Source organism: Mangrovibrevibacter kandeliae (assembly GCF_024519155.1).
GTDB classification, from domain to species: domain Bacteria; phylum Pseudomonadota; class Alphaproteobacteria; order Rhizobiales; family Rhizobiaceae; genus Mangrovibrevibacter; species Mangrovibrevibacter kandeliae.
Genome location: NZ_JANIFJ010000001.1, coordinates 1,067,821 through 1,087,120, shown reverse-complemented (window position 1 = coordinate 1,087,120; position 19,300 = coordinate 1,067,821). Strand labels below are relative to the sequence as shown.

The 19,300-nt window shown below is 63.8% G+C and carries 16 protein-coding genes; 3 read left to right on the top strand and 13 right to left on the bottom strand.

Going from position 1 to position 19,300, the window contains the following annotated elements; genetic code table 11:
- Positions 1-868 precede the first annotated feature (868 nt).
- Together NPA30_RS05190 and NPA30_RS19535 are read right to left on the bottom strand one after the other, a co-directional pair.
- Positions 869-1,924 (bottom strand): sensor histidine kinase, encoded by a 1,056-nt coding sequence (locus NPA30_RS05190; protein WP_256801294.1) that lies wholly within the window; start codon positions 1,922-1,924, stop codon positions 869-871.
- 515 nt (positions 1,925-2,439) lie between these two features.
- Positions 2,440-4,143, bottom strand: a complete 1,704-nt coding sequence (locus NPA30_RS19535; protein WP_306228707.1) for a methyl-accepting chemotaxis protein — start codon at positions 4,141-4,143, stop codon at positions 2,440-2,442.
- 324 nt (positions 4,144-4,467) lie between these two features.
- On the opposite strand from NPA30_RS19535, the gene tnpA reads away from it, so the two are divergent.
- Positions 4,468-4,902 carry an IS66-like element accessory protein TnpA gene (tnpA, locus tag NPA30_RS05175; protein WP_256801293.1) on the top strand — a complete coding sequence of 145 codons (435 nt, stop codon included), beginning with the start codon at positions 4,468-4,470 and terminating at the stop codon, positions 4,900-4,902.
- 104 nt (positions 4,903-5,006) lie between these two features.
- On the opposite strand, the gene NPA30_RS05170 is transcribed toward tnpA, so the two are convergent.
- The 4 genes from NPA30_RS05170 to hemP are packed head-to-tail and all read right to left on the bottom strand — an operon-like array spanning position 5,007 to position 7,986.
- Positions 5,007-5,810, bottom strand: coding sequence for a heme ABC transporter ATP-binding protein (locus NPA30_RS05170; RefSeq protein ID WP_372338757.1), 804 nt, complete (start codon positions 5,808-5,810; stop codon positions 5,007-5,009).
- A gap of 6 nt (positions 5,811-5,816) precedes the next feature.
- The gene (locus NPA30_RS05165; RefSeq protein ID WP_256801291.1) at positions 5,817-6,902 is read right to left on the bottom strand and encodes a FecCD family ABC transporter permease; all 1,086 of its coding nucleotides are present in this window, start codon (positions 6,900-6,902) and stop codon (positions 5,817-5,819) included.
- Positions 6,899-7,792 (bottom strand): heme/hemin ABC transporter substrate-binding protein, encoded by an 894-nt coding sequence (locus tag NPA30_RS05160; protein WP_256801290.1) that lies wholly within the window; start codon positions 7,790-7,792, stop codon positions 6,899-6,901. The genes NPA30_RS05165 and NPA30_RS05160 overlap by 4 nt, the downstream gene beginning before the upstream one ends.
- 11 nt (positions 7,793-7,803) lie before the next feature.
- Entirely contained in the window at positions 7,804-7,986 is a 183-nt protein-coding gene (gene hemP / locus NPA30_RS05155) for a hemin uptake protein HemP (protein WP_256801289.1), read from the bottom strand.
- A 365-nt stretch (positions 7,987-8,351) separates the two neighbouring features.
- Between hemP and NPA30_RS05150 the strand changes: the two genes are divergently transcribed.
- Positions 8,352-10,535, top strand: a complete 2,184-nt coding sequence (locus NPA30_RS05150; RefSeq protein ID WP_256801288.1) for a TonB-dependent hemoglobin/transferrin/lactoferrin family receptor — start codon at positions 8,352-8,354, stop codon at positions 10,533-10,535.
- 162 nt (positions 10,536-10,697) lie between these two features.
- Positions 10,698-11,318: a biliverdin-producing heme oxygenase gene (locus tag NPA30_RS05145; RefSeq protein ID WP_372338743.1), complete on the top strand. Its 621-nt coding sequence runs from the start codon at positions 10,698-10,700 to the stop codon at positions 11,316-11,318.
- 455 nt (positions 11,319-11,773) lie between these two features.
- Here NPA30_RS05145 and NPA30_RS05140 read toward each other — a convergent pair whose 3' ends face one another.
- From NPA30_RS05140 to NPA30_RS05110, 7 genes are all read right to left on the bottom strand, one after another.
- Entirely contained in the window at positions 11,774-13,714 is a 1,941-nt protein-coding gene (locus NPA30_RS05140) for a methyl-accepting chemotaxis protein (protein ID WP_256801287.1), read from the bottom strand.
- Positions 13,715-13,828: 114 nt separating this feature from the next.
- Positions 13,829-14,764, bottom strand: a complete 936-nt coding sequence (locus NPA30_RS05135) for an HpcH/HpaI aldolase family protein (protein ID WP_256801286.1) — start codon at positions 14,762-14,764, stop codon at positions 13,829-13,831.
- Complete coding sequence (locus NPA30_RS05130; RefSeq protein WP_256801285.1) at positions 14,754-15,821, bottom strand: amidohydrolase family protein; 1,068 nt, start codon at positions 15,819-15,821, stop codon at positions 14,754-14,756. The genes NPA30_RS05135 and NPA30_RS05130 overlap by 11 nt, the downstream gene beginning before the upstream one ends.
- Before the next feature lie 22 nt (positions 15,822-15,843).
- Positions 15,844-16,671, bottom strand: a complete 828-nt coding sequence (locus NPA30_RS05125; protein WP_256801284.1) for an ABC transporter permease — start codon at positions 16,669-16,671, stop codon at positions 15,844-15,846.
- A gap of 20 nt (positions 16,672-16,691) precedes the next feature.
- A complete protein-coding gene (locus tag NPA30_RS05120) occupies positions 16,692-17,534 on the bottom strand; it encodes an ABC transporter ATP-binding protein (protein WP_256801283.1) in 843 nt (280 codons plus the stop codon).
- Positions 17,531-18,412, bottom strand: coding sequence for a substrate-binding domain-containing protein (locus tag NPA30_RS05115; RefSeq protein ID WP_256801282.1), 882 nt, complete (start codon positions 18,410-18,412; stop codon positions 17,531-17,533). The genes NPA30_RS05120 and NPA30_RS05115 overlap by 4 nt, the downstream gene beginning before the upstream one ends.
- Positions 18,405-19,292 carry an amidohydrolase family protein gene (locus NPA30_RS05110; RefSeq protein WP_256801281.1) on the bottom strand — a complete coding sequence of 296 codons (888 nt, stop codon included), beginning with the start codon at positions 19,290-19,292 and terminating at the stop codon, positions 18,405-18,407. The genes NPA30_RS05115 and NPA30_RS05110 overlap by 8 nt, the downstream gene beginning before the upstream one ends.
- Positions 19,293-19,300: the final 8 nt, after the last annotated feature.

The window sequence follows — 19,300 nt, the reverse complement described above, 5'->3', positions numbered from 1 at the left end:
ATAGTGAGGCAGGTGACGCCGCGAGCGCCGGTGATACAGGTTGCGTGAAGACACTCGGTTTTGGCGCCGTCCAGTGGACGAAGTCGCAGTTGGCTCAGGGTTCGTCGCGGCGGCAGGGGTCGAGGGCGCGCCGGAGCGGCGCGTCGTCTGGCTGCATGAGCTATTACTCAGGCAGTGCTTTCTCGACCTTAACGCAGCCCGGGCGGCACCACCGTCATCAGCGTCGCCTTCATAGCCCTCACCCTGTTATCCAAGCTTCTGTACACCGTCGTCGACTCGAGCGGCCATCTCCCCTTCGGCCGGGGCACCGCCCGGCCGCGACTTGCGGGGGTCGCTGACCAGCGACACGCGTCGGCTCGCGGCTGCAGCAGACGGAGGTCCTCCACCTGCTGGCGTGTCTACGGGAGGAGTGAGCCCTCACCTCCATACTCGTCAGCCACAACCTCGCAGTGATCGACCACATGTGCGAACGGCTTCTGGTGATGCGCGGCGGCCAGCGGTTGAGGCAACTGAAGGCTCTGCGCTCGCCCATCGCCGGGCCGGTTCCGACTACACCCGTCCCTCCTTAGCCGCGGGCAGGATTCGCGCCGAGCGAAGCTGCAGCCGTTGCATAAGGGACTTGAAAGGAAGCTGCGTTTTACCAGTGATGGACTACGGCCCCTGCCGCGCCGCCGACCGAAAGGATTGCGCGCAGGAGACGGGCGCGGTTGGGCTCAGTGGTCAAGGCAACAACCTCTCGCTCACCCCGGACCAGATGCAACCCAATTTCGTCGAACGCGGCCACTACCGCAGCTGGTTCGAAAGTTGAAGGAACGTGAGGACGGCACTTTCGAGCGTCAATGCATTTCCAACCCCAGCGGAAATAGCTTCAACCGGCCCGGCCCTGCAATGGGACCTCCAGCTTGATTATGACGCCGTCGGCGGTGAATCGGCGTTCCAAGTGTCCGCCAAGGTCACTGACCGTTGCGAGCTGAAGCACCGAGCCGAAGCCCTCTCGTTCAACATGCTTCGGTGGCGACGGTACCTTCGATTCCAACCAAAGCATAAGAAGGCTTTCGCCAGTGCTTTGCAGTTCCACCGTCAAATTCCCACCAGAGCCGGACAGCGCTCCATACTTGACAGAATTTGTCGCCAATTCGTTGAGTAGCAGAGCCATTGACATAAGCGCTTTTCCGGCAATATCCGTGTCGGATAACGATATTATCCTATGGGAGCACTCATTTTTCACATAGGGCTCAATTATTGCCTTCAATAATGTAGCGACATCCGTTGGACGATCTACTCCGGTAAGACCGGAAACGTCAGGCGTTGTAAGTTTGTGAGCCCTTGATAGAGCGTGGATGCGTGATCGAAGATCTTCCGCAAGATCGGTTACACTAATTGCGGACTTTGCGCTAAGTGTAACTAAGCCTCCCATAAGGCTAAATAAGTTGCTGACGCGATGGTTCATTTCACGCAGCAAAATTTCCTGTCTCGCGACAGCGCGCTTCTGCTCAGTTATGTCGCGCGCGATTTTGGACGCACCGAGGATCGCGCCATTCCGATCGCGTACCGGAGAGACTGTGACGGAAATTTCCACCAACTCCCCGTTCTTCCGGCGGCGCACGGTCTCGAAGTGGTCCACCCGATCCCCAGCGCGTACCCTCCTTAGGATGTCGTCCTCTTCGGACAAGCGGTCCTCTGGAATTAGCATAGTTATCGGGCGCCCAACTGCCTCATCCTGGGCATACCCGAAGAGGCGCTCAGCGCCAGGGTTCCATGTCGTGATGACGCCATCCAATGTCTTGGTGACGATCGCATCGTCCGAGTTGTCAACGACGGCAGCTAGCCACGCGTTTGCTTCAGACGCCCATCCGCCTTCTACCGGAGCGCTCACCATGGCCGCTTGGCATCCGACCTCCTGGGAGGCGGTGTTCTCGATCATCTCGCACCTCTAAGGGCCTGTCGCGCTCACGAGAGAGCCTCGCCGCCTCGAATAAACCTGAATTCGTAAGAGAGTCGACCCTTAGCTTGCACCAGCCTAGCTTGGCGCTGATTGCGGATACCTCGCTGTCCGGCGCCCGCGTCATTCCGGGGACGGACCGGCTGGAGCCTGCCGCGAGCTACTTCCGACTGCGGCCCCCTCCCGGCAGGGCGATGCAGAACGGCTTCGTCGAACCTTCAATAGCCAAATGCGGGCCGAGCTGGTGAACTAGAGCCGTTTCTCGGCCTCGAGCATGCGCGTAATCTGCTTGCCGCTTGAAATCCAGGACTTCTAGAGTCGACGGCCGCACTTCTCGCTCGACTACCTGACCTTTGCGGACTTCGCCAAGACGATTCACCGCAAACACCTCCGGCGCTCAGTCATTGGCTTCGCGCCGACGCCGATTGTGGCGGTAAATCCGACACGTCGCAGCTGCGGCCTTGGAGCAAGCCCCGAAGGCCCGATGCAGTGACCTCTCAGCGGCTAAACGACGCAACGAGCTTCTTGCGCAGATCGTGCGGTTGATTAACGGCGCGCGAAGTCGACGGTTTACCTGTCTTAAAGTTGCTCAGCATTGCGGACAACCTCGACGATTCGCCTGCGAGTTCAGCGCTTGCCGCAGTCGATTCCTCTACCATCGCAGCATTCTGCTGCGTCGCCGTATTAAGGGTGCCAATCGCAATGTTGATTTCATCTAGTCCTGTCGACTGATTCCGCGCGCTCTGCACGATAAAGCGAACGTTGCGATCTATTTCGATGACTTCCGAAACGATCTCCTGCAGGGTGCGCCCGGCTTCATTGACCAGATCAACTCCCGCTTCGACCTGCTGTCGCGACTTCGAAATAAGCTCCTTGATTTCTTTTGCAGCTTCGGCAGAGCGCTGAGCCAAGCCACGAACCTCCTGCGCCACTACGGCGAAACCCTTGCCGGCCTCGCCCGCGCGCGCCGCTTCAACGCCCGCGTTCAGGGCGAGGAGGTTCGTTTGAAACGCGATTTCGTCAATGACCCCGATGATCTTGCCGATCGCATCCGAGGATTTCTCGATCTGGCTCATGGCATCCACCGCACGGCTGACTGTCACGCCCGACCGCTCGGCGCCGGACTTCGTCCTGGCAACGAGTTGACCCGCCTCCTCAGCCTGCTGTGCCGCCGATTTTAGCCCGCGGGTCAGCTCGGAGAAAGCCCCGGAAGTCTCTTCCAGTGCCGCTGCCTGCTGCTCAGTGCGCTTCGCAAGGTCGTCCGCCGCCATACGGATCTGCTCCGATCCGCTGGCTATTCCTCGGGCATTCTCGCCCACCGACTGCATGGCCTCTTGCAGACGATCCATCGAGTTGTTGAAATTGAGCCGCAGAGAGTCCAGCGACGGGATAAATTCGTGCTCTATACGCTGCTGAAGATCGCCATCGGCAAGGCGGCCGAGAGCCTCGTTAATTTCTGCAACGGCCTGCACACGTCCAGTAACATCGGTCGCGTATTTGACTACCTTAATGACATCTCCACCCGGCCCAAACACCGGATTATAGGAAGCCTGAATATAGACTTCGCGACCACCTTTCCCGATCCTCTTGAACTCATCCGCAACGAGACCGCCCTTCCGAAGCTTATCCCAGAATGCCGCGTAGTCTGCTGATTCCGCATAGGCGGGATCGACGAACATGCGATGCTGCCGCCCCACGATCTCCTCAAGCCGATATCCCATGGCGCTGAGAAAGTTCGAATTAGCTGTTATTACCTCACCCGTTACACTGAACTCGATGCTGGCTTGCGCACGGTTGATAGCATCAAGCTTCGCGTTATGCTCAAGGGATGTTTGGGTCAGTTTGGTTATGTCGTTCGCAAACTTCACGATCTTGATGACTTTACCGCGACGGTCCCGGATTGGATTATAGGAGCCGCGAATAAAGACCTCGCTCGCTCCCTTACCGATCCGCTTAAATTCGCTGGAGATGAACTTTCCCTCGCGCAACTGCTTCCAAAAGGCGTCGTAATCGGAGGAAGCAGCATATTCCGCTTCCACGAAAATGCGGTGATGCTGGCCTACGATTTCAGCAGCGGCATACCCCATCAACTCGCAGAAATTCACATTCGCATCGAGGATCTTACCGCTGAGATCAAAGTCAATGCGTGCCATCGAGCGATCGAGAGCTGCCAGAATAAGATCGCCACTAGACATGAACATGATTGATACTCTCCGCCTTCAGTTCACGGCGACACACCCTTGCCTTACAACAGGCTACGATCTACCTATTAAAATATCGAAAATCCGTAAGCGGCCAAAAAGTAAGCAAATCATATTGACGTACTCGCGGTGCATTTACGATTACATAACGTTGTCTTTACATACTTCCCGATTGTGGTCGGTAGCCCCGCCCCTCGCTGCCTCAGGCGTCGCCCCTACTCTTGAGATTGGGCTTCTAGAGACAGCTCGTAACCGTCACGCCGGCCCCACCTTTCGTGTTTTGGCCAGACGGGCGAGTCTGACGATTCAGAAGAGGATCGTTCTGTGCCTGGTTTTGACATTTCGCATAAGCCGATGCGCCGGATCGAGGTGATCAACGGCGCCGGGGGACGCCGCCGGTGGTCTGCTGACGACAAAGCGCGGATCCTGGAAGAGACGTTGGTTCCGGGCGTGGCGGTTTCGGAGGTGGCCCGTCGCCACGGGCTGTTACCGCAACAGGTTTTTGGATGGCGGCGTGAGGCGCGCCGGGAGGTCGATGCGGGCTTGGCGGCATCATCGGCTTTTGTCCCCGTCATCGTCGAGCCTCCCTCCGCGGCCGTGCCGCGAGATCAGCCGATGCCGCCGCGCCGCAAGTGGGCTGCGCCTCGAGCGAGCGGCGGGATCGAACTGGAACTCGGCGGTGTCGTCGTCCGCATCGGACCCGATGCGAGCCCGAAGTCGATCGCGGCGGCAAGCAAAGCCCTGAAGGCCGGCGTCTGATCGGTCCGACGGGTGCAGTCCGGGTGATGGTGGCCATCAAGCCGGTCGACTTCCGCAAAGGTGCCGAGGGGTTGGCGACCCCTGGTGCAAGAGACGATGGGCGCCTACCCCGACAGCGCAAGCGAAGGGAAGTCGGGCAGCACCGCCGAGCGCAACCAACCAGCCGGTCGCAGTACCACCATCCGGATGCCGAACACGTCGGCGAGTTGCCCCCCCGCGAGTAGCGGTTCCGGCGCCTCGTCGGCGACGATCCTGCCCGACTGCATTAGAAGAACCCGATCGGCAAAGCCTGCCGCGAGGTTCAGGTCATGCAGCACCGCGACCACCGCGCCGCCCGCATCGGCGAAGCGCCGGGCGACGGCGAGCACGTCGACCTGGTGGCGCACGTCGAGGCTCGCGGTCGGCTCGTCGAGGATCAGGAGCTTGGCGCGGCCGGTCTCGACCGGGGCGCCGATCTGGCAGAGCACGCGGGCGAGCTGCGTGCGCTGTTGCTCGCCGCCGGACAGGCTCGGATACAGCCGGTCGCCGAAGCGGGCGAGGTCGACGATCGCGAGCGCCTCCGCCACGATCCGCCGCCGCGCGCTGGCGTCGAGGCCGCCGCGTTGGCGCAGTCCGAGCTGCACGATCTCGAAGACGGTGAAGGGAAAGGCGATGGCGCTCGCCTGCGGCAGCACCGCCCGGCGGGTGGCGAGGATCGCCGGCGCCAGGGTGGCCACGTCGTCGCCGTCGAGGCGCACCCGGCCCGCCGCCGGGTGGATCTCGCCGCTCATCGCCTTCACCAGCGTCGATTTGCCGGCACCGTTCGGCCCGACTACGGCGGTGAGCGTGCGCGGCTGGAGCGCGATGGAGACCGGGCCGAGGATCTGTTGCCCATCGGCGCGCACGCAGACGTCGTCGAGGGTCAGCAGCATGGCTTAGACTCCCGTCAGCGCACGGCGCTGAAGCAGCAGCCAAAGGAAGAACGGCGCGCCGAGTGTTGCGGTGATGATGCCGATCGGCAACTCGGCCGGCGCGACCAGCGTGCGCGCACCCATGTCGGCGAGTACCAGGAGCACGCCGCCGCCGAGCGCGGAGGCCGGCAGGAGGAAACGGTGGTCGGCGCCGACGGCGAGGCGCAGGAGGTGCGGCACGACGATGCCGACGAAGCCGATGCTGCCGGACACCGCGACGGCGGCGCCCGTCGCCGCCGCGACGAGGAAGATCGCGAGGCGCTTCAGGCGCTGGACCCGGAAGCCGAGATGGAACGCCTCGGCCTCACCGAGCACCAGGGCATCGAGGCCGCGCGCCAGGACCGGCGCGGCAACGAGGATGGCGAGCATCACCGGCGCGGTGACGAACAGCTTCGTCCAAGTCAGCCCGCCGAGCCCGCCGAGGCTCCAGAAGGTGATGTCGCGCAGCTGCGTGTCGGTGCTGCCGAAGATCATCAGCCCCGTCAGCGCTGCGGCGAAGGCGCCGAGTGCGATGCCGGCGAGCAGCATCGTCGCGACCGATGTCAGGCCACCGCGCGTTGCAATGACGTAAAGCACCAGCGTGGCGAGAAGGCCGCCAACGAAGGCGGCGACGAGCAGCGCATAAGGGCCGAGAAGCAGCGCGACCGGAGCGAGCGGACCGCCGCCGAGGACGATCATCGCGACCGCGCCGAGCGCGGCGCCGGACGACACGCCGACGATCCCCGGATCGGCCAGGGGGTTGCGGAACAGGCCCTGCATCACCGCACCGGCGAGCGCCAGCGTCGCGCCGATGAGTGCGCCCATCAAGACGCGCGGCAGGCGGATCTGCCAGACGATCACGGTGTCGCCGAGTGGATAGGCGGTACCGTGCGGCCCGGCGGCGAGGATGGCAAGCACCCGGCCGGGCGGGAGGGCCGCGGGTCCGACGCCGATCGCCAGGATGCAGACGAACACCAGCGCAGCCGCCAGCAGCGCGATCGCGACCGCCTGCTGGAGCGAGCGATCACCGGCCGGCCGGTGCGCCGCCACCGACGCTTCGCCGGCGCTCACGGTGCCGGTTCGATCGCGCTCGGGTAGAGCTTGGCAGCGAAATCGCGCGCCGCATCCGCCGTGCGCGGACCGAAGCCGAGCAGATAGGCGCCATCCATACGGATCAGCGCGCCGGCCTTGCCGGCCGGGGTCGCCTTCAGCGCCGGCACCGCGAACGGATCGGCATCGTGCTGCGGGCCGGCGCCGGTCATCATCACGATCACGTCCGGCGCGAGCGTCGCCGCGGCCTCGGCGGACAGTGCCTTGTAGCCCTTTACGCCGGCAAGGACGTTGTCGCCGCCGGCGAGGCGGATCATCGCATCGGCCGCCGTGTCGGTGCCGGCGCCCCGCGCCTGACCGTCGACTACCGACAGGACGAAGAGCACGCGCTTGTGCGCGGGAAGCTTTGCGAGTTCGGCCTGCAGCCTGGCGAGCTTCGCCTCGACCGTCTGGGCCAGCGCCTCGCCGGCCGCGTCCTTGCCGACCGCCTTCGCGACCGTCTCGATCTTCTCGGCGAGTTCCTCAGCGCCGTGGCCGCTCGGCACGGACACCACCGGCACGCCCGAGGCCTTCATCAGCGCCAGGGCGTCGGGCGGACCCGACCCATCCTCGATCAGGATGAGATCCGGCGACAGTGCAAGGACGCCTTCGGCCGACAGCGCACGCATACAGCCGACATTCGGCTTCGCCTGAGCTTGCGGCGGATACAGGCTGGTCGAGTCCACGCCGGCGATGCGATCATCGGCGCCAATCGCATACAGCGTCTCGGAGACCGCACCGCCGACGGCTACGATCCGGCTCGGCTCGGCCGCATGGCCCGCAAGCGGCGCAAAACAGGCGAGAAGCGCCGCCAGCGTGGCGCACGTCAGCGCCGACCGGTAGGCGCGGAAGGTAAACGGACATTCGGGCATCACGCACACTCCTACTTGGTCAGGATGAGCTTGCCGGCGCGCGTCAGCCGCAGCCGGTAGCTGGTTTCGCCCAGGCGGATCTCGACCTCCTGCGCCGAGCCGAAGAGCTCTTCGGCGATGAGGACCCGTCGCGCCGCAACGAACGTCGCGGTCGTCGAGCGATCCTGCAGCGGCGGCGGTCGGTCATCACCCACTTTAGAACTGCTCCAATTTCCTCAACGAAATCAGTGTCATAGGGGAGTTTATTATCATATTCAGTCGGCGGGTCAACGCTTCTTCTCACGCGGCGAAGCCGGTTCCGGACGCGACCTCGAGCGCGGGCCTGCGCACGACTGCGAACATCGCACCGCGCATAAAAATTCATGCCGCCCGCGCGATCCCGTCACGGTCCAAACCAAATTCCGCCGCCCATGCGCCTTGATTGTTGACTTGGAAGTTCAACTTTTCTACAGCTCAATCGTCGGCGGCACTCTCCCGCGGACCAGCCAGCCACCGTGAGCGTGCGTCTTCGCCGCCGGCAGCCAGCCCTCCCTCCTCCTCATTCTGTCAGGTCAGCGTCATGACGATCGATCATGGCCGGGGGCTGCGCATTGCGACCTCGGCTCTCCTTCTCGCGTGCGGCAGCAGCGCAGCACGAGCGCAATCACCCGGCGACGACGCCGGCGCCGACGGCGCGATCCCGCTCCAGACGGTCGTGATCCAGGGCGGCACGCCGGCCAAGATCACCGGCGCAAGCGTGGTGACGGTGGACAAGGCGGAACTCGACGACAAGCAGGTCCAGAGCCTCGAGGAGCTCGGTCAGCGGATCGATCCGAGCGTCGACTTCAACCCGTCCAGCGACAGCGTCAACATCCGCGGCCTCGACGGCTCGCGTGTGCTGACGACCATCGACGGCGTGCCGATCCTCTGGCTCAACGAGCCGATCTACGGGGCCGCGGGCGGCATCAGCACCTTCGACTTCGACTCGCTCGCGCAGGTCGACATTCTGAAGGGCGCCGACTCCAGCCGCTACGGCTCCGGCGCGCTGGGTGGCATCCTTGGCCTCCGGACGCTGGATCCGGACGACCTGATCGAGCCCGGCCGGACCTGGGGCGGCCTCAGCACCTTCACCTATGACTCCCGCGACACCGACATCGACGTCAGCCAGGCCGTCGCAGCGCGCTACGGCGGCACCTCCGTGCTGTTGCAGGGCGGCGGTCGCTGGGGCAACGAGGTCGACAACCAGGGCGATGTCGGCGGTACCGGCACAACGCGCACGGAGCCCAATCCGGTCGACTACGACCAGTACAACTGGCTCGGCAAGATCTACCAGGAGGTCGAAGGCGGCCATCGCTTCGGCTTCACTGCCGAGCGCTACAAGCGCACGAACGAGATCGACGCGCTCACCAACATCGGCAGCACCTACTCGGACTTGGACACCGAGGAGCAACGCGAGCGGACCCGGCTGTCGCTCAGCTACGACTACGAGGGCGACGGCAGCGCTTGGCTCGATGAGGCATACATCCTCGGCTACTGGCTGGACACGAAGATCGGGCTCGACGACCAGTCCGTCCGGCTCACCACCCCAATCGGCGCGTATGGCCGCACCGACACGCTGGAGAAGATGGGCTTCGGCGGACATGCCGACGCCCAGAAGCAACTTGCGCTCGGCGGCTTCAGCAACACTCTGCGCTTCGGCGCCGACGTGTTCGGCGGCGAAAGCACGCAGTATCTCGCCGGCGACGACGCCTGCAGCATCGTGTTCAGCTATTCATGCTCGTTCTTCCACGTCAACCAGTCCTACCAGCCGGACGTCGACAGCCGCACCTTCGGTGGCTTCCTGGAGGACGACGTCAAGCTCGGCGGTGGCTTCACCCTGACGCCCGGCGTGCGCTTCGACTGGTACGACCACGAGCCGAAGGAAACCGCCAGTTACGAGGACAACGACGCGGCGCAGGACTTCGACGAGAACACCGACTCGCAGCTGTCCGGCAAGCTGCGCGGCGCCTATGACTGGGACGGTGGACGGGTCTACGCGCAATGGGCGCAGGGGTTCCGCGCGCCCACCTCGGACGAACTCTTCACGACCTACGGCTCGTCGACGACCTACCTGAACATCGGCAATCCCGATCTGAAGCCCGAGACCAGCAACAGCTTCGAAGTCGGCACGCTGGTCGGCGACGAGGCGCTCGGCGTCGGCGCGACCGCCTTCACCAGCTCCTATCGCAACTTCATCGACACCGAGACCTTCACCGCGGCCGATCTCGGCCTCACCGGCTATCCCTTCGGCGTCTTCGCCTATATCAACCGCGCCCATGTGCGGATCCAGGGCATCGAAGCCAACGCCCACTGGCAGTTCTACCAGGGCTGGAAGGCCTCGGTGGCGCTCGCCCTGGTCCGCGGCCGCGACACCGACATGGACGAGACCATCGACTCGATTCCGCCCTACCGCGGCATCTTCGACCTCGCCTACCAGGCCGAGACTTGGGGTGGGGGCGCGACTTGGACGGTGGCCGGCAAGCGCGACGACGTCGGCTTGCACAAGGGCTATACGTCCGGCTACGGGTTGCTCGATCTGCGCGCCTCCTGGACGCCGGACGAGGTGAAGGGCCTGAAGCTGACGGCCGGCGTGTTCAACCTGTTCGACCAGACCTACTACAACGCCCTTCATATTCCCTCGACGGCGACATCGCTGCCGCAGCCGGACGAGTTCTACTCGGAGGCGGGACGCACCTTCAAAGTCACCGCGGCCTACAAGTTCTGAGGCCGAAGGATGTCTCACGGCGGGCGGCGCGTGCGAACCGCGTGCCGCTGGACCCGAAACGATCCGCCGCTCCGGCGGCGCTGCCCCACGCGCGCCGCGCGCCCTTGTTCACGAGACGATACGGGGCGGCTAAGCGGCTCTGGCCCTGCATGGAAAGAGCTGATGATGAACGAATCCACGCAAAACGGCTTCGGCGAACCGGCAGTCGAGAGCCGAGCCAAGCGGCTGAAGGCTGCAACGCACGCGACTCACGAGCGCCTCGACAGCAGGATGATGGCAGCCGACTCCTTCGCCAGCCGCACGGCCTATGTCAGCTATCTCGCAGTCCAGTATCAGTTCCATTGCGAGATCGCCGCGCTCTACGTCGATGAAAGGCTGGCGGCGATCATTCCCGATCTCGGCCGCCGCCGCCGGCTGGAGCTGATCGAGAAGGATTACGACGATCTCGGCCATGCACTACCGGAGCCTGCCGGCCACGTTCTGTCCCCCGCAGATCGGCCGGTGGCACTCGGTTGGCTCTACGTCGCGGAAGGCTCCAATCTCGGCGCCGCGTTTCTGTTGAAGGGAGCGGCCGCTCTCGGCCTTAGCGAGGCCCACGGCGCCCGGCACCTTGCCGCCGCGCCGGAGGGGCGCGGGCTGCAGTGGCGCAGCTTCACCACCGCGCTCGATGCCGTGATCCTCGACGCGGCGGACGAAAAGCGGGTGATCAAGGGCGCGCATGCTGCATTTGCGCGGGTGCTTGAACTCGCGACGATTCATCTAAACAGAAGTCACAATTCTTGAACTTGAATGCACGGAGCTCGACTCGATCCGGCTCCTAAGCTCGATAGTTGAGGCCAGACGAAGTTGATCTCGGGACCGGGCCAAAATTCAAGAAGCGGGTTGTGGACGCGGTTCCGATAGCCTACCTGCCGACTTCGGCGAGGAAGTCGATCGCCCGAGCCTTCAGATTGATCATCGCGACCAGCCTGAGCGTCTTGGAGATCAGTAAACAATTTGCCCCGAAGGTTCCGCTGCTTCGGCCTAAGGCAAGCCGAGAAGATATTCCCTCACAGAAAGATGCAGCCGGCGGAGACGGTGAGCGCGTCGAGAAGGAGACCTATTCCGGCATTATCCGGTATCCGATATGCCGGATCCAAGGAACGTCTCGTCTGGTCGCGGCATGGAAGCTGCTTGCATAGGTAGAGCGGCAGGAAGAGACGTGCCGCTTCGATATCATCATCTGGCGCAGCCGCAGCTCAGAACTCCTCCCAGCCTTCCTCGGCGGGTGCGGCCTTGGGCGCCGCACTGCCGGTGCCAACCACCTTCAGCTGCGGTACGGCATGAGGCGTGGGAGTTGCCGGGCGGGCGCTCGGTCGACTTGCTGCGCGTTTCGCCTGATGCTGGTGGCCGGCCGAGGCCGCCGTCCTGAAGCGGGCGATCAGCCGCGCCAGCTCGTCGGTCTCGTTCGCCAGCGTCTGCGCCGCCGCCGTCGCCTGCTCCACCATCGCCGCGTTCTGCTGGGTCACCTTGTCCATCTGGTCGGCCGCAGTCGAAACCTCCTTCAGGTTCGCCGCCTGCTCCCGGGCGCTGCGCGCGATCTCCGACACCTCCGACGACATCGCCGCAACCTGCGCCACGATCTCCTCGAGCGACTTGCCCGAGGCCGAGACCAGCTCGACGCCCTCCTCCACCTGGCTCGACGAGGTCGAGATCAGGTCCTTGATCTCCTTGGCGGCCTCGGCCGAGCGTTGCGCCAGACCGCGCACCTCCTGCGCCACCACCGCAAAACCCTTGCCCGCTTCGCCGGCCCGGGCCGCCTCGACGCCCGCGTTTAGGGCGAGAAGGTTCGTCTGGAAGGCGATCTCGTCGATGACCCCGATGATCTTGCCGATCTGCTCGGACGACTGCTCGATGGCGTGCATCGCTTCCACCGCCCGGCCGACGATCGCGCCGCCCTTCTCGGCGTTCTTCTGCGCGGTCTGGGCCGAGGTTTGGGCCCGTGCCGCGCCCTCCGCCGTCTGGTTGACGCCGCGCGTCACCTCGCTGAGCGCAGCCACCGTCTGTTCCAGGCTCGCGGCCTGCTGCTCGGTGCGCTGGGCGAGGTCGTTGGAGGCCGTGTTGATCTCGTCGAGGCCCGAGCGGATCGACGACACACCGGTCATGACGCCGCCCAGCGTCTCCTCCAGCGCTGCCGTCGACTGGTTGAACTGCGCCCGGATCGGCTCGAACTCAGCCGCCACCGGCCGGTCCATGCGCACCGTCAGGTCGCCTTCGGCCAGCCGACCGAAGCCGCTCTCGATGTCGGCCACAAAGGCCGACAGCTCCTGCGACTTCCGCCGTTCGGTCGCCTGCTGGCGGGCCTCCTCGGCAGCCTGCTTCTCACGCAGCGCCTTGGCTTCCGCTTCCAACTGGGCCTGCTTGATCGCGGCCTGTTTGAAGGTCTCGACCGTGCGGGCCATCGCGCCAACCTCATCCCCACGATCAAATCCGGTTATGGAAACATCGAGCTGTCGGGCAGCGAGACGCTCCATTTGCCTCCGCAACGCATCGAGCGGACGAGTGATGCCACGAGAAGAAATTAGAAGTGCGCCCATCGTGCCAAAGACGCCGATCATCGATGACCCCACAAGGTTCAGCAAGATCATGGTCCAAATTGTAGTGCTCTGCCCAGCTGAGCGTCGTTCGTTCTCGCTAAAGGATGATTCGACCGTGGATTTTGCTAGATCGACGAAGGCCTCGATGTCCTTGTCCGCACGTGCGAGAAGCCCCTTGGCCTCGTCGTTCCTATTCACCAATCCAAGTGCGACGGCATCTCTCGATGCCCGATCGATCTGATCGAGCATCGCGCTCAGCTTGCCAAGCGCCTCCTGTGCTTCAGGAAGCCCGTTCGCTGCTGCGGCGAGACGCTCGCGCCCATTCTTGACCTGGGTCTCGCGATCGGTAGCAGAAAGTCGAGCTTCATCCGAAGCTCCGTCGTAAGCCATGACCTTGTAGCTGTCATAGCCGATACCTGCGATCGAGCGCTGAGCACGAGACAGCGCGATGAGTGCCTCACCGCGTACATCCAACAACTCGCTGTAAGAAGCGTCGACCTCCGACAACTCACTGGCCAAGTAACACGAGAAAGCAAGGCCGGTAAGACTAATGCCAATGACAATTGCAGCGATCTTGCTGCCAATCCTGATGTTTTTTAGCACGGTGAAACACTTTTAAGGGAGGTTACGGACATGAGTATGTGCTCAGTTTGTTAAAACATTGCTCATGTTGCCTCGGGAGATAGTTCGAAGGTCTGTTGAGCTCCCGTAGAGGGATTAGGCTTCTGCGTTGAGCGGGTTTTCGATTGCCTCAACGGTCACCGGTCCCTGTCGCGCAGCCGCACAAGCTGCTTGGTGTGCTTCTCGAGACGTCGCCGACGCCAACACCAGCTCCGCGTTCTCAAAGCTTCGCGGGGCTGCGCACATTAGAAATGAATAGCCCTCGACGAGGACGCGGGACACGTTCTTAGGCGATACATGCGGATGACCCACGTTGATCTTGTGCTCATGGCAGATCCGGACGATTGCCGCCATGGCGTCGAGCACAGCAGGATGCTCAGTCTGCCGCGGAAACCCGAGCTCCTGCGACAGGTCGCCTTCACCTATGAGGACGACGCCGATGCCGGGCACCTCCTTCAGCATCTGGGGCAGGTTGTCGATCCCGTGCGTGTCCTCGATCTGGATGACGACGAGGATCTCCCCGTCCGGAGCAAGCGGCCAGACATCGGCACGACGATAGTATTCGCTCTGGCTCAGGCCCCAGTAGCGCGCCGCTTGCATTGGTCCGTCGCCGCGGATGCCGGCCGGTTGGAAGCTCGGCTTGTCCGGAAGGCGTGCATAACGGCAGGCCGCAACAGCGTTGTGAGCTTCCTCCGCCGTACTGACATGCGGCCAGACGATGCCGTAGGCACCGATGTCGAGCGCCTGCTTGGCCAGGAACTGGTTCATCTCGCAGCCGTTCGCCGGCACCCGCGCGAGCGGCGTCACGGCCGGGGCCGGCCCGTTCTGCGTGACGATCTGCGCGCGGTTTAGGAGATATTGCAGGCTGTCGCGCAAGGCGGCGATATCCCAACCGCGATGTTCCCCTTCAAAAACAATTCCGTGGTAGGGCGAGGCTTGCAGTTCCACGGCGATGTCCGGTACTGCCGGCGCAAACAATGAGAGCGCCGGCTCACCCCTCTCAAGGCGCCCGATGAGACCATTAAGACGCACGGGCGTAACCTCCTGCGCCCCTCGTGTCCGCCGGATGCCCGGACTGCTCAAGCCGACGGTCAAGGCGAGGATAGACCCGCCGCGCGTTGCCCTCGAAGATCTTGTGCCTTGCCGCCGGATTGAGGAAGTCGAGCTGATCGACGTAGCGCTTGGTGTCGTCGAAGTGGTGGCCTGTCTGCGGATCGACGCCCTTCACGGCACCAAGCATCTCGGAGGCAAACAGGATGTTGTCCTCGGGAATGACCGTAGCGAGAAGCTCGATGCCCGGGAGGTGGTATACGCACGTATCGAAGAAGACGTTGCCCATCAGGTGGTCGGCGAGGAGCGGCCGCTTCATCTCCTGCGCCAACCCCCGATAGCGTCCCCAGTGATAGGGCACGGCGCCGCCGCCATGCGGGATCACGAACTTCAGCGTAGGGAAGTCGCGAAAGAGGTCGCCCTGGATGAGCTGCATGAACACCGTGGTATCGGCATTGATGTAATGTGCGCCGGTGGCGTGGAAGTTGGGGTTGCAGGACGATGACACGTGGATCATCGCCGGCACCTCCAGCTCGCTCATCGCTTCGAAGAGGGGATACCAGCTGCGATCGGTGATCGGCGGCCCCTGCCAATGGCCGCCGGACGGGTCGGGATTGAGGTTGACGCCGACGAAGCCGAGCTCCTCGACGAGCCGGCGCAGCTCAGGAACGCATTCGGCCGGATCGCGGCCGGGGAACTGCGGCAGCTGGCCGACCGGCGCGAAATTGTCCGGCAAGAGCGTGCAAATCCGGTGGATCAGGTCGTTGCTCACCCGTGTCCATTCCGCCGAAACTTCCGCGCTTCCGACGTGGTGAGCCATGCCTGACGCGCGGGGCGAAAAAAGCGTCAGGTCACCGCCGCGCTCGGTCTGCAGCCGGATCTGCGGCTGCACGCTAGTGACGAGCTCCTCGTCGCCGATCTCCGGCAGGCGAACGCTCGCTCGTCGTGTGCCGTCGACCAGGGCCGCCAGCTGCTGGTCCCGGAAGACGCGCAGGGCCGAGGGTTCGGTGGTGTAGTGACCGTGAATGTCGATGATCATGGTCGTCGTCCTTTCGCTGCGCTTATTCATCCTCGGTGTGGCGCCAGGGCGCGACCCAGTGCTCGAAGCGGATGGCGATGGCGGTGTAAACGACACCCATCAGCATCAGGCACAGGATGGGCACGAACATTGCCGCGGTCTCGAATTGGTTGCCGTATTTGATGATGAGCGCGCCGAGCCCATTGATGGCAGTGAAGAATTCGGCGACCACCATGCCGATGATCGCGCGCCCGATGCCGAGCCGGATGCCGGTCATCATGTAGGGGAGCGAGGCCGGCAGGATTACCTTGGCGAAGATCTCTCGCTCGCTGGCCGCAAAGGCATTGCCGACGTCGATGAGCTGGCTCGGCACATTGCGCACGCCGCTCGCCGTGTTGATCAGCACCGGGAAGATTGCCAAGATGAAGACGATGAAGAGCTTGGCGCTGAAGCCGAGGCCGAACCAGAGAACCACCAGCGGCGTGATCGCCACCAGCGGCGTCGAGTAGAGTGCATTCACCAGCCAGTCGGTTGCCGCATCCACGTAGCGGTAGCGGCCGATCAGCAGACCGAGGAGCACGCCAGCAATCGTTGCAAGCAAGAATCCGAGCGTCAGTGTTTCCATGCTGGAAAGGAAGGCGCCCCAGAGCTCGCCGCTGGCCGTCAGTTGAACGGCGGCCCGCGCGATCGCGCTCGGGTAGCTCATGAATAGCGGGCTCACCTGTCGTCCCACCACCTCCCACAATGCCAGGATCAGCACGATGGAGATCGCCCGAACCAGCCAGTAGGGTTTGCGTGCGGCCTTCGAACCACCGAGCTCCTCCAGCTCCGTTTCCCGCGCCGCATCGTCGACCTCAGTCGTCAGTGCCATTCTTCCCTCCCCCGCCGAACTCAAAGGGTCGGCCGATTGCTGATCAACTCCCAGATCCGGGAGCGAAGCGCCTGAAACCGCGGATCGCCACGCAGAAGTGGCAGCTCCGGCCGGTTCGACCCGAACGGCACCTCGATTATTTCCTTGACCCCTCCGGGTCTGGCACCGAGGACGATGATCCGGTCGGAGAGATACAGCGCCTCGTCGAGGTCATGCGTCACGAAGACGATCGTCTTGTGCGTTTCGGCCTGGATGCGCAGCAGCTCCTTCTGCAGAACCTCGCGTGTCTGAGCATCCAGGGCGCTGAACGGCTCGTCCATCAGCAGAAGTGCCGGCTCGATAGCCAGAGCACGCGCCAGGCCGACGCGCTGCTGCATTCCGCCGGACAGCTGATGCGGAAACTGTTCCGCCGCATCCCCGAGCCCGACGAGCTGTAGAAGTTTTCGCGCCCGCGCCGCCCGATCGGTTGCGGACATGCGCTGCAGCTCGAGACCGAACTCCACGTTCTCCTGAGCGGTGCGCCAAGGCAGCAGGCTCGGTTGCTGAAACACGAAGCCTCGATCGCGCCCCGGACCGGTGACGGGCTGCCCCTCGACCAGCAGTGTGCCGCTGTCGTGGTGGATGAGCCCCTGAATGATGCGCAGCAGCGTGGTCTTGCCGCAACCGCTCTCGCCGATCAGCGAAACGATTTCGTTGTTGTAGACCTCGAAGCTTATGCTCTTCAGCACCTGTAGAAGCGCGGCTGGCTGACTCGCACCCTTTCGGATACGGAATGCCTTGCAGACATTGGAGACGGACAGGCGCGGGGCTTCCCCTGCGCGATTTGGCACCGAGGCTGTGGTTGCGACATCGATCTGCTTCATGTGCAGATCTCCCGGACGCGAGGATCAAAGAGGTCGGCCGGTGCGAGGCTGCTTGGGATTAGCCCCTGCTCCCGGGCGATCTCGATCAGGAACTGCAGCGACGTCTCCAGCGCCTCGAAGCCGATCGGGTTCATGTCGATCCCTTGTTCGACACGACCGCCGCCATCGGCCTTCGCGGCCATCGCCAGGCGATAGAAGTCGCGCACCTTGTCCGGATGGCGATCAAGCATGCTCTCGCTGACCACCATCACGTGATTGATGGGCACCACACCCGTCCGTTCATACCAGGCGAAGGCGTCCGCTTCGGGGTTGGCCAGGATCGGCTGCAGGCGGGCGTCGTCTTTGGGCAGTTCATTGCCGATGATGGCCGCGTCGACCTTGCCCTCCTGCAGGAAGGCCGCGACCTTGCTTCCTTCAGGAGCGCGCGTGACCCCGGCAGGATCGCGAAACTCCGCGACGTGGGCGTCCTCGAAGCTGATCCAGCGAATCTTGCGGAGGTCGACGCCGTAGTTGTGCGACAACAGCCCGCGCACCCATACCCCGGTCGTTTGTGCATAGGAGCGCACGCCGACCGTCTTGCCCTCAAGCTGGGTGACGTCGGGCACGCCGAAGTCGGTGTTCCCCACCAACGTCCTCTGCTGGAAGCGAGCCAGCATGGTGATGGGCAGCATGTGGACCGGGTGGCCGTAGACCTTGCCCTGGAGCAGCGTCACGCTCGCCATCTCGCCGATATCGTAGGCTTGATGATCCAGCATCGGCTTGAAGGTCTTGGTCACCGGCTTGACGTCGACGAATGCGAATTCCTGGCCCGCAAGGTTCCGGAGCTTGGTCGCCAGAGGATAGTCCCCGAACGCCACGGTGAAGGGTTTCTCAGTCACGGGCTGCGACCTCCCTTTTGCCGCCCGCCTCGGCCAGCGCGGGATAGAGTGCCAGCGCGGTTCCGGCAAAGATCTGGTCAAGCGTATCCGACGGCAGGAAGGAGAGCCCGTCCTGCGCCGTCTCGAGCAGCGCCTTGAGACCGCCGGCGGAGGCGGGATGGTTCGAGCCCCAAGCGATGCGGTTTGCGCCATAGGCGGCGATCAGCCGCTCGAAGAACGGCTCCGGCCGAGCGCCGGCCGCCTTCAGGGCTTCGAAAGCGCGCACCGTCAACTTGAGGTACACCGCCGGGTAGCGGGCGAAGTCGAAGAGCTTTTGCGCCTGTGGAAACGCCTCGCCGCCGGAAAGATCCGGACGGGCCAGATGATCCAGAACGATCTTCACCCCGGGAAAGCGGCCGAGGATCTCCTCGAGGTCCGTCAGGCCGTCCTGCGTCATCTGCATACAGACCGGCAGACCGGTCTCCTGCGCGTAGGTCCAGACAGGGGCCGTACGCGGATCGGTGAACCACGTCGCCTGTCCCGGCATGGTGCTGCCCGTTGTGAAGAGGCGCAGGCCCGTCATGCCGCGCGACTGCCAGTACCGGATACGCTCCACCGCATCGTCGCTGAGGGCGTCGACAGACCCGACTGCCGTGAAGCGATCGGGCGCCGCCGCCACCGCATCCGTCACGTAGCTGTTGTCATAGCCGTAGCAGGTCGAGGCCTGCACGATGGCGGCCTGGTCGACGCCGGCCTCCTTCATGTCCGCCAAAAGCTGCTGCCACGATACCGGCCGCTCCGCGGACCAGTTCGACTGGTGGCCGCCGAGCGGCGCCATCGGGTAGCGGGCTGTATCGGATGCAATCACATGCGGATGGATGTCGATGATACGACGGGGCATCGGGTACC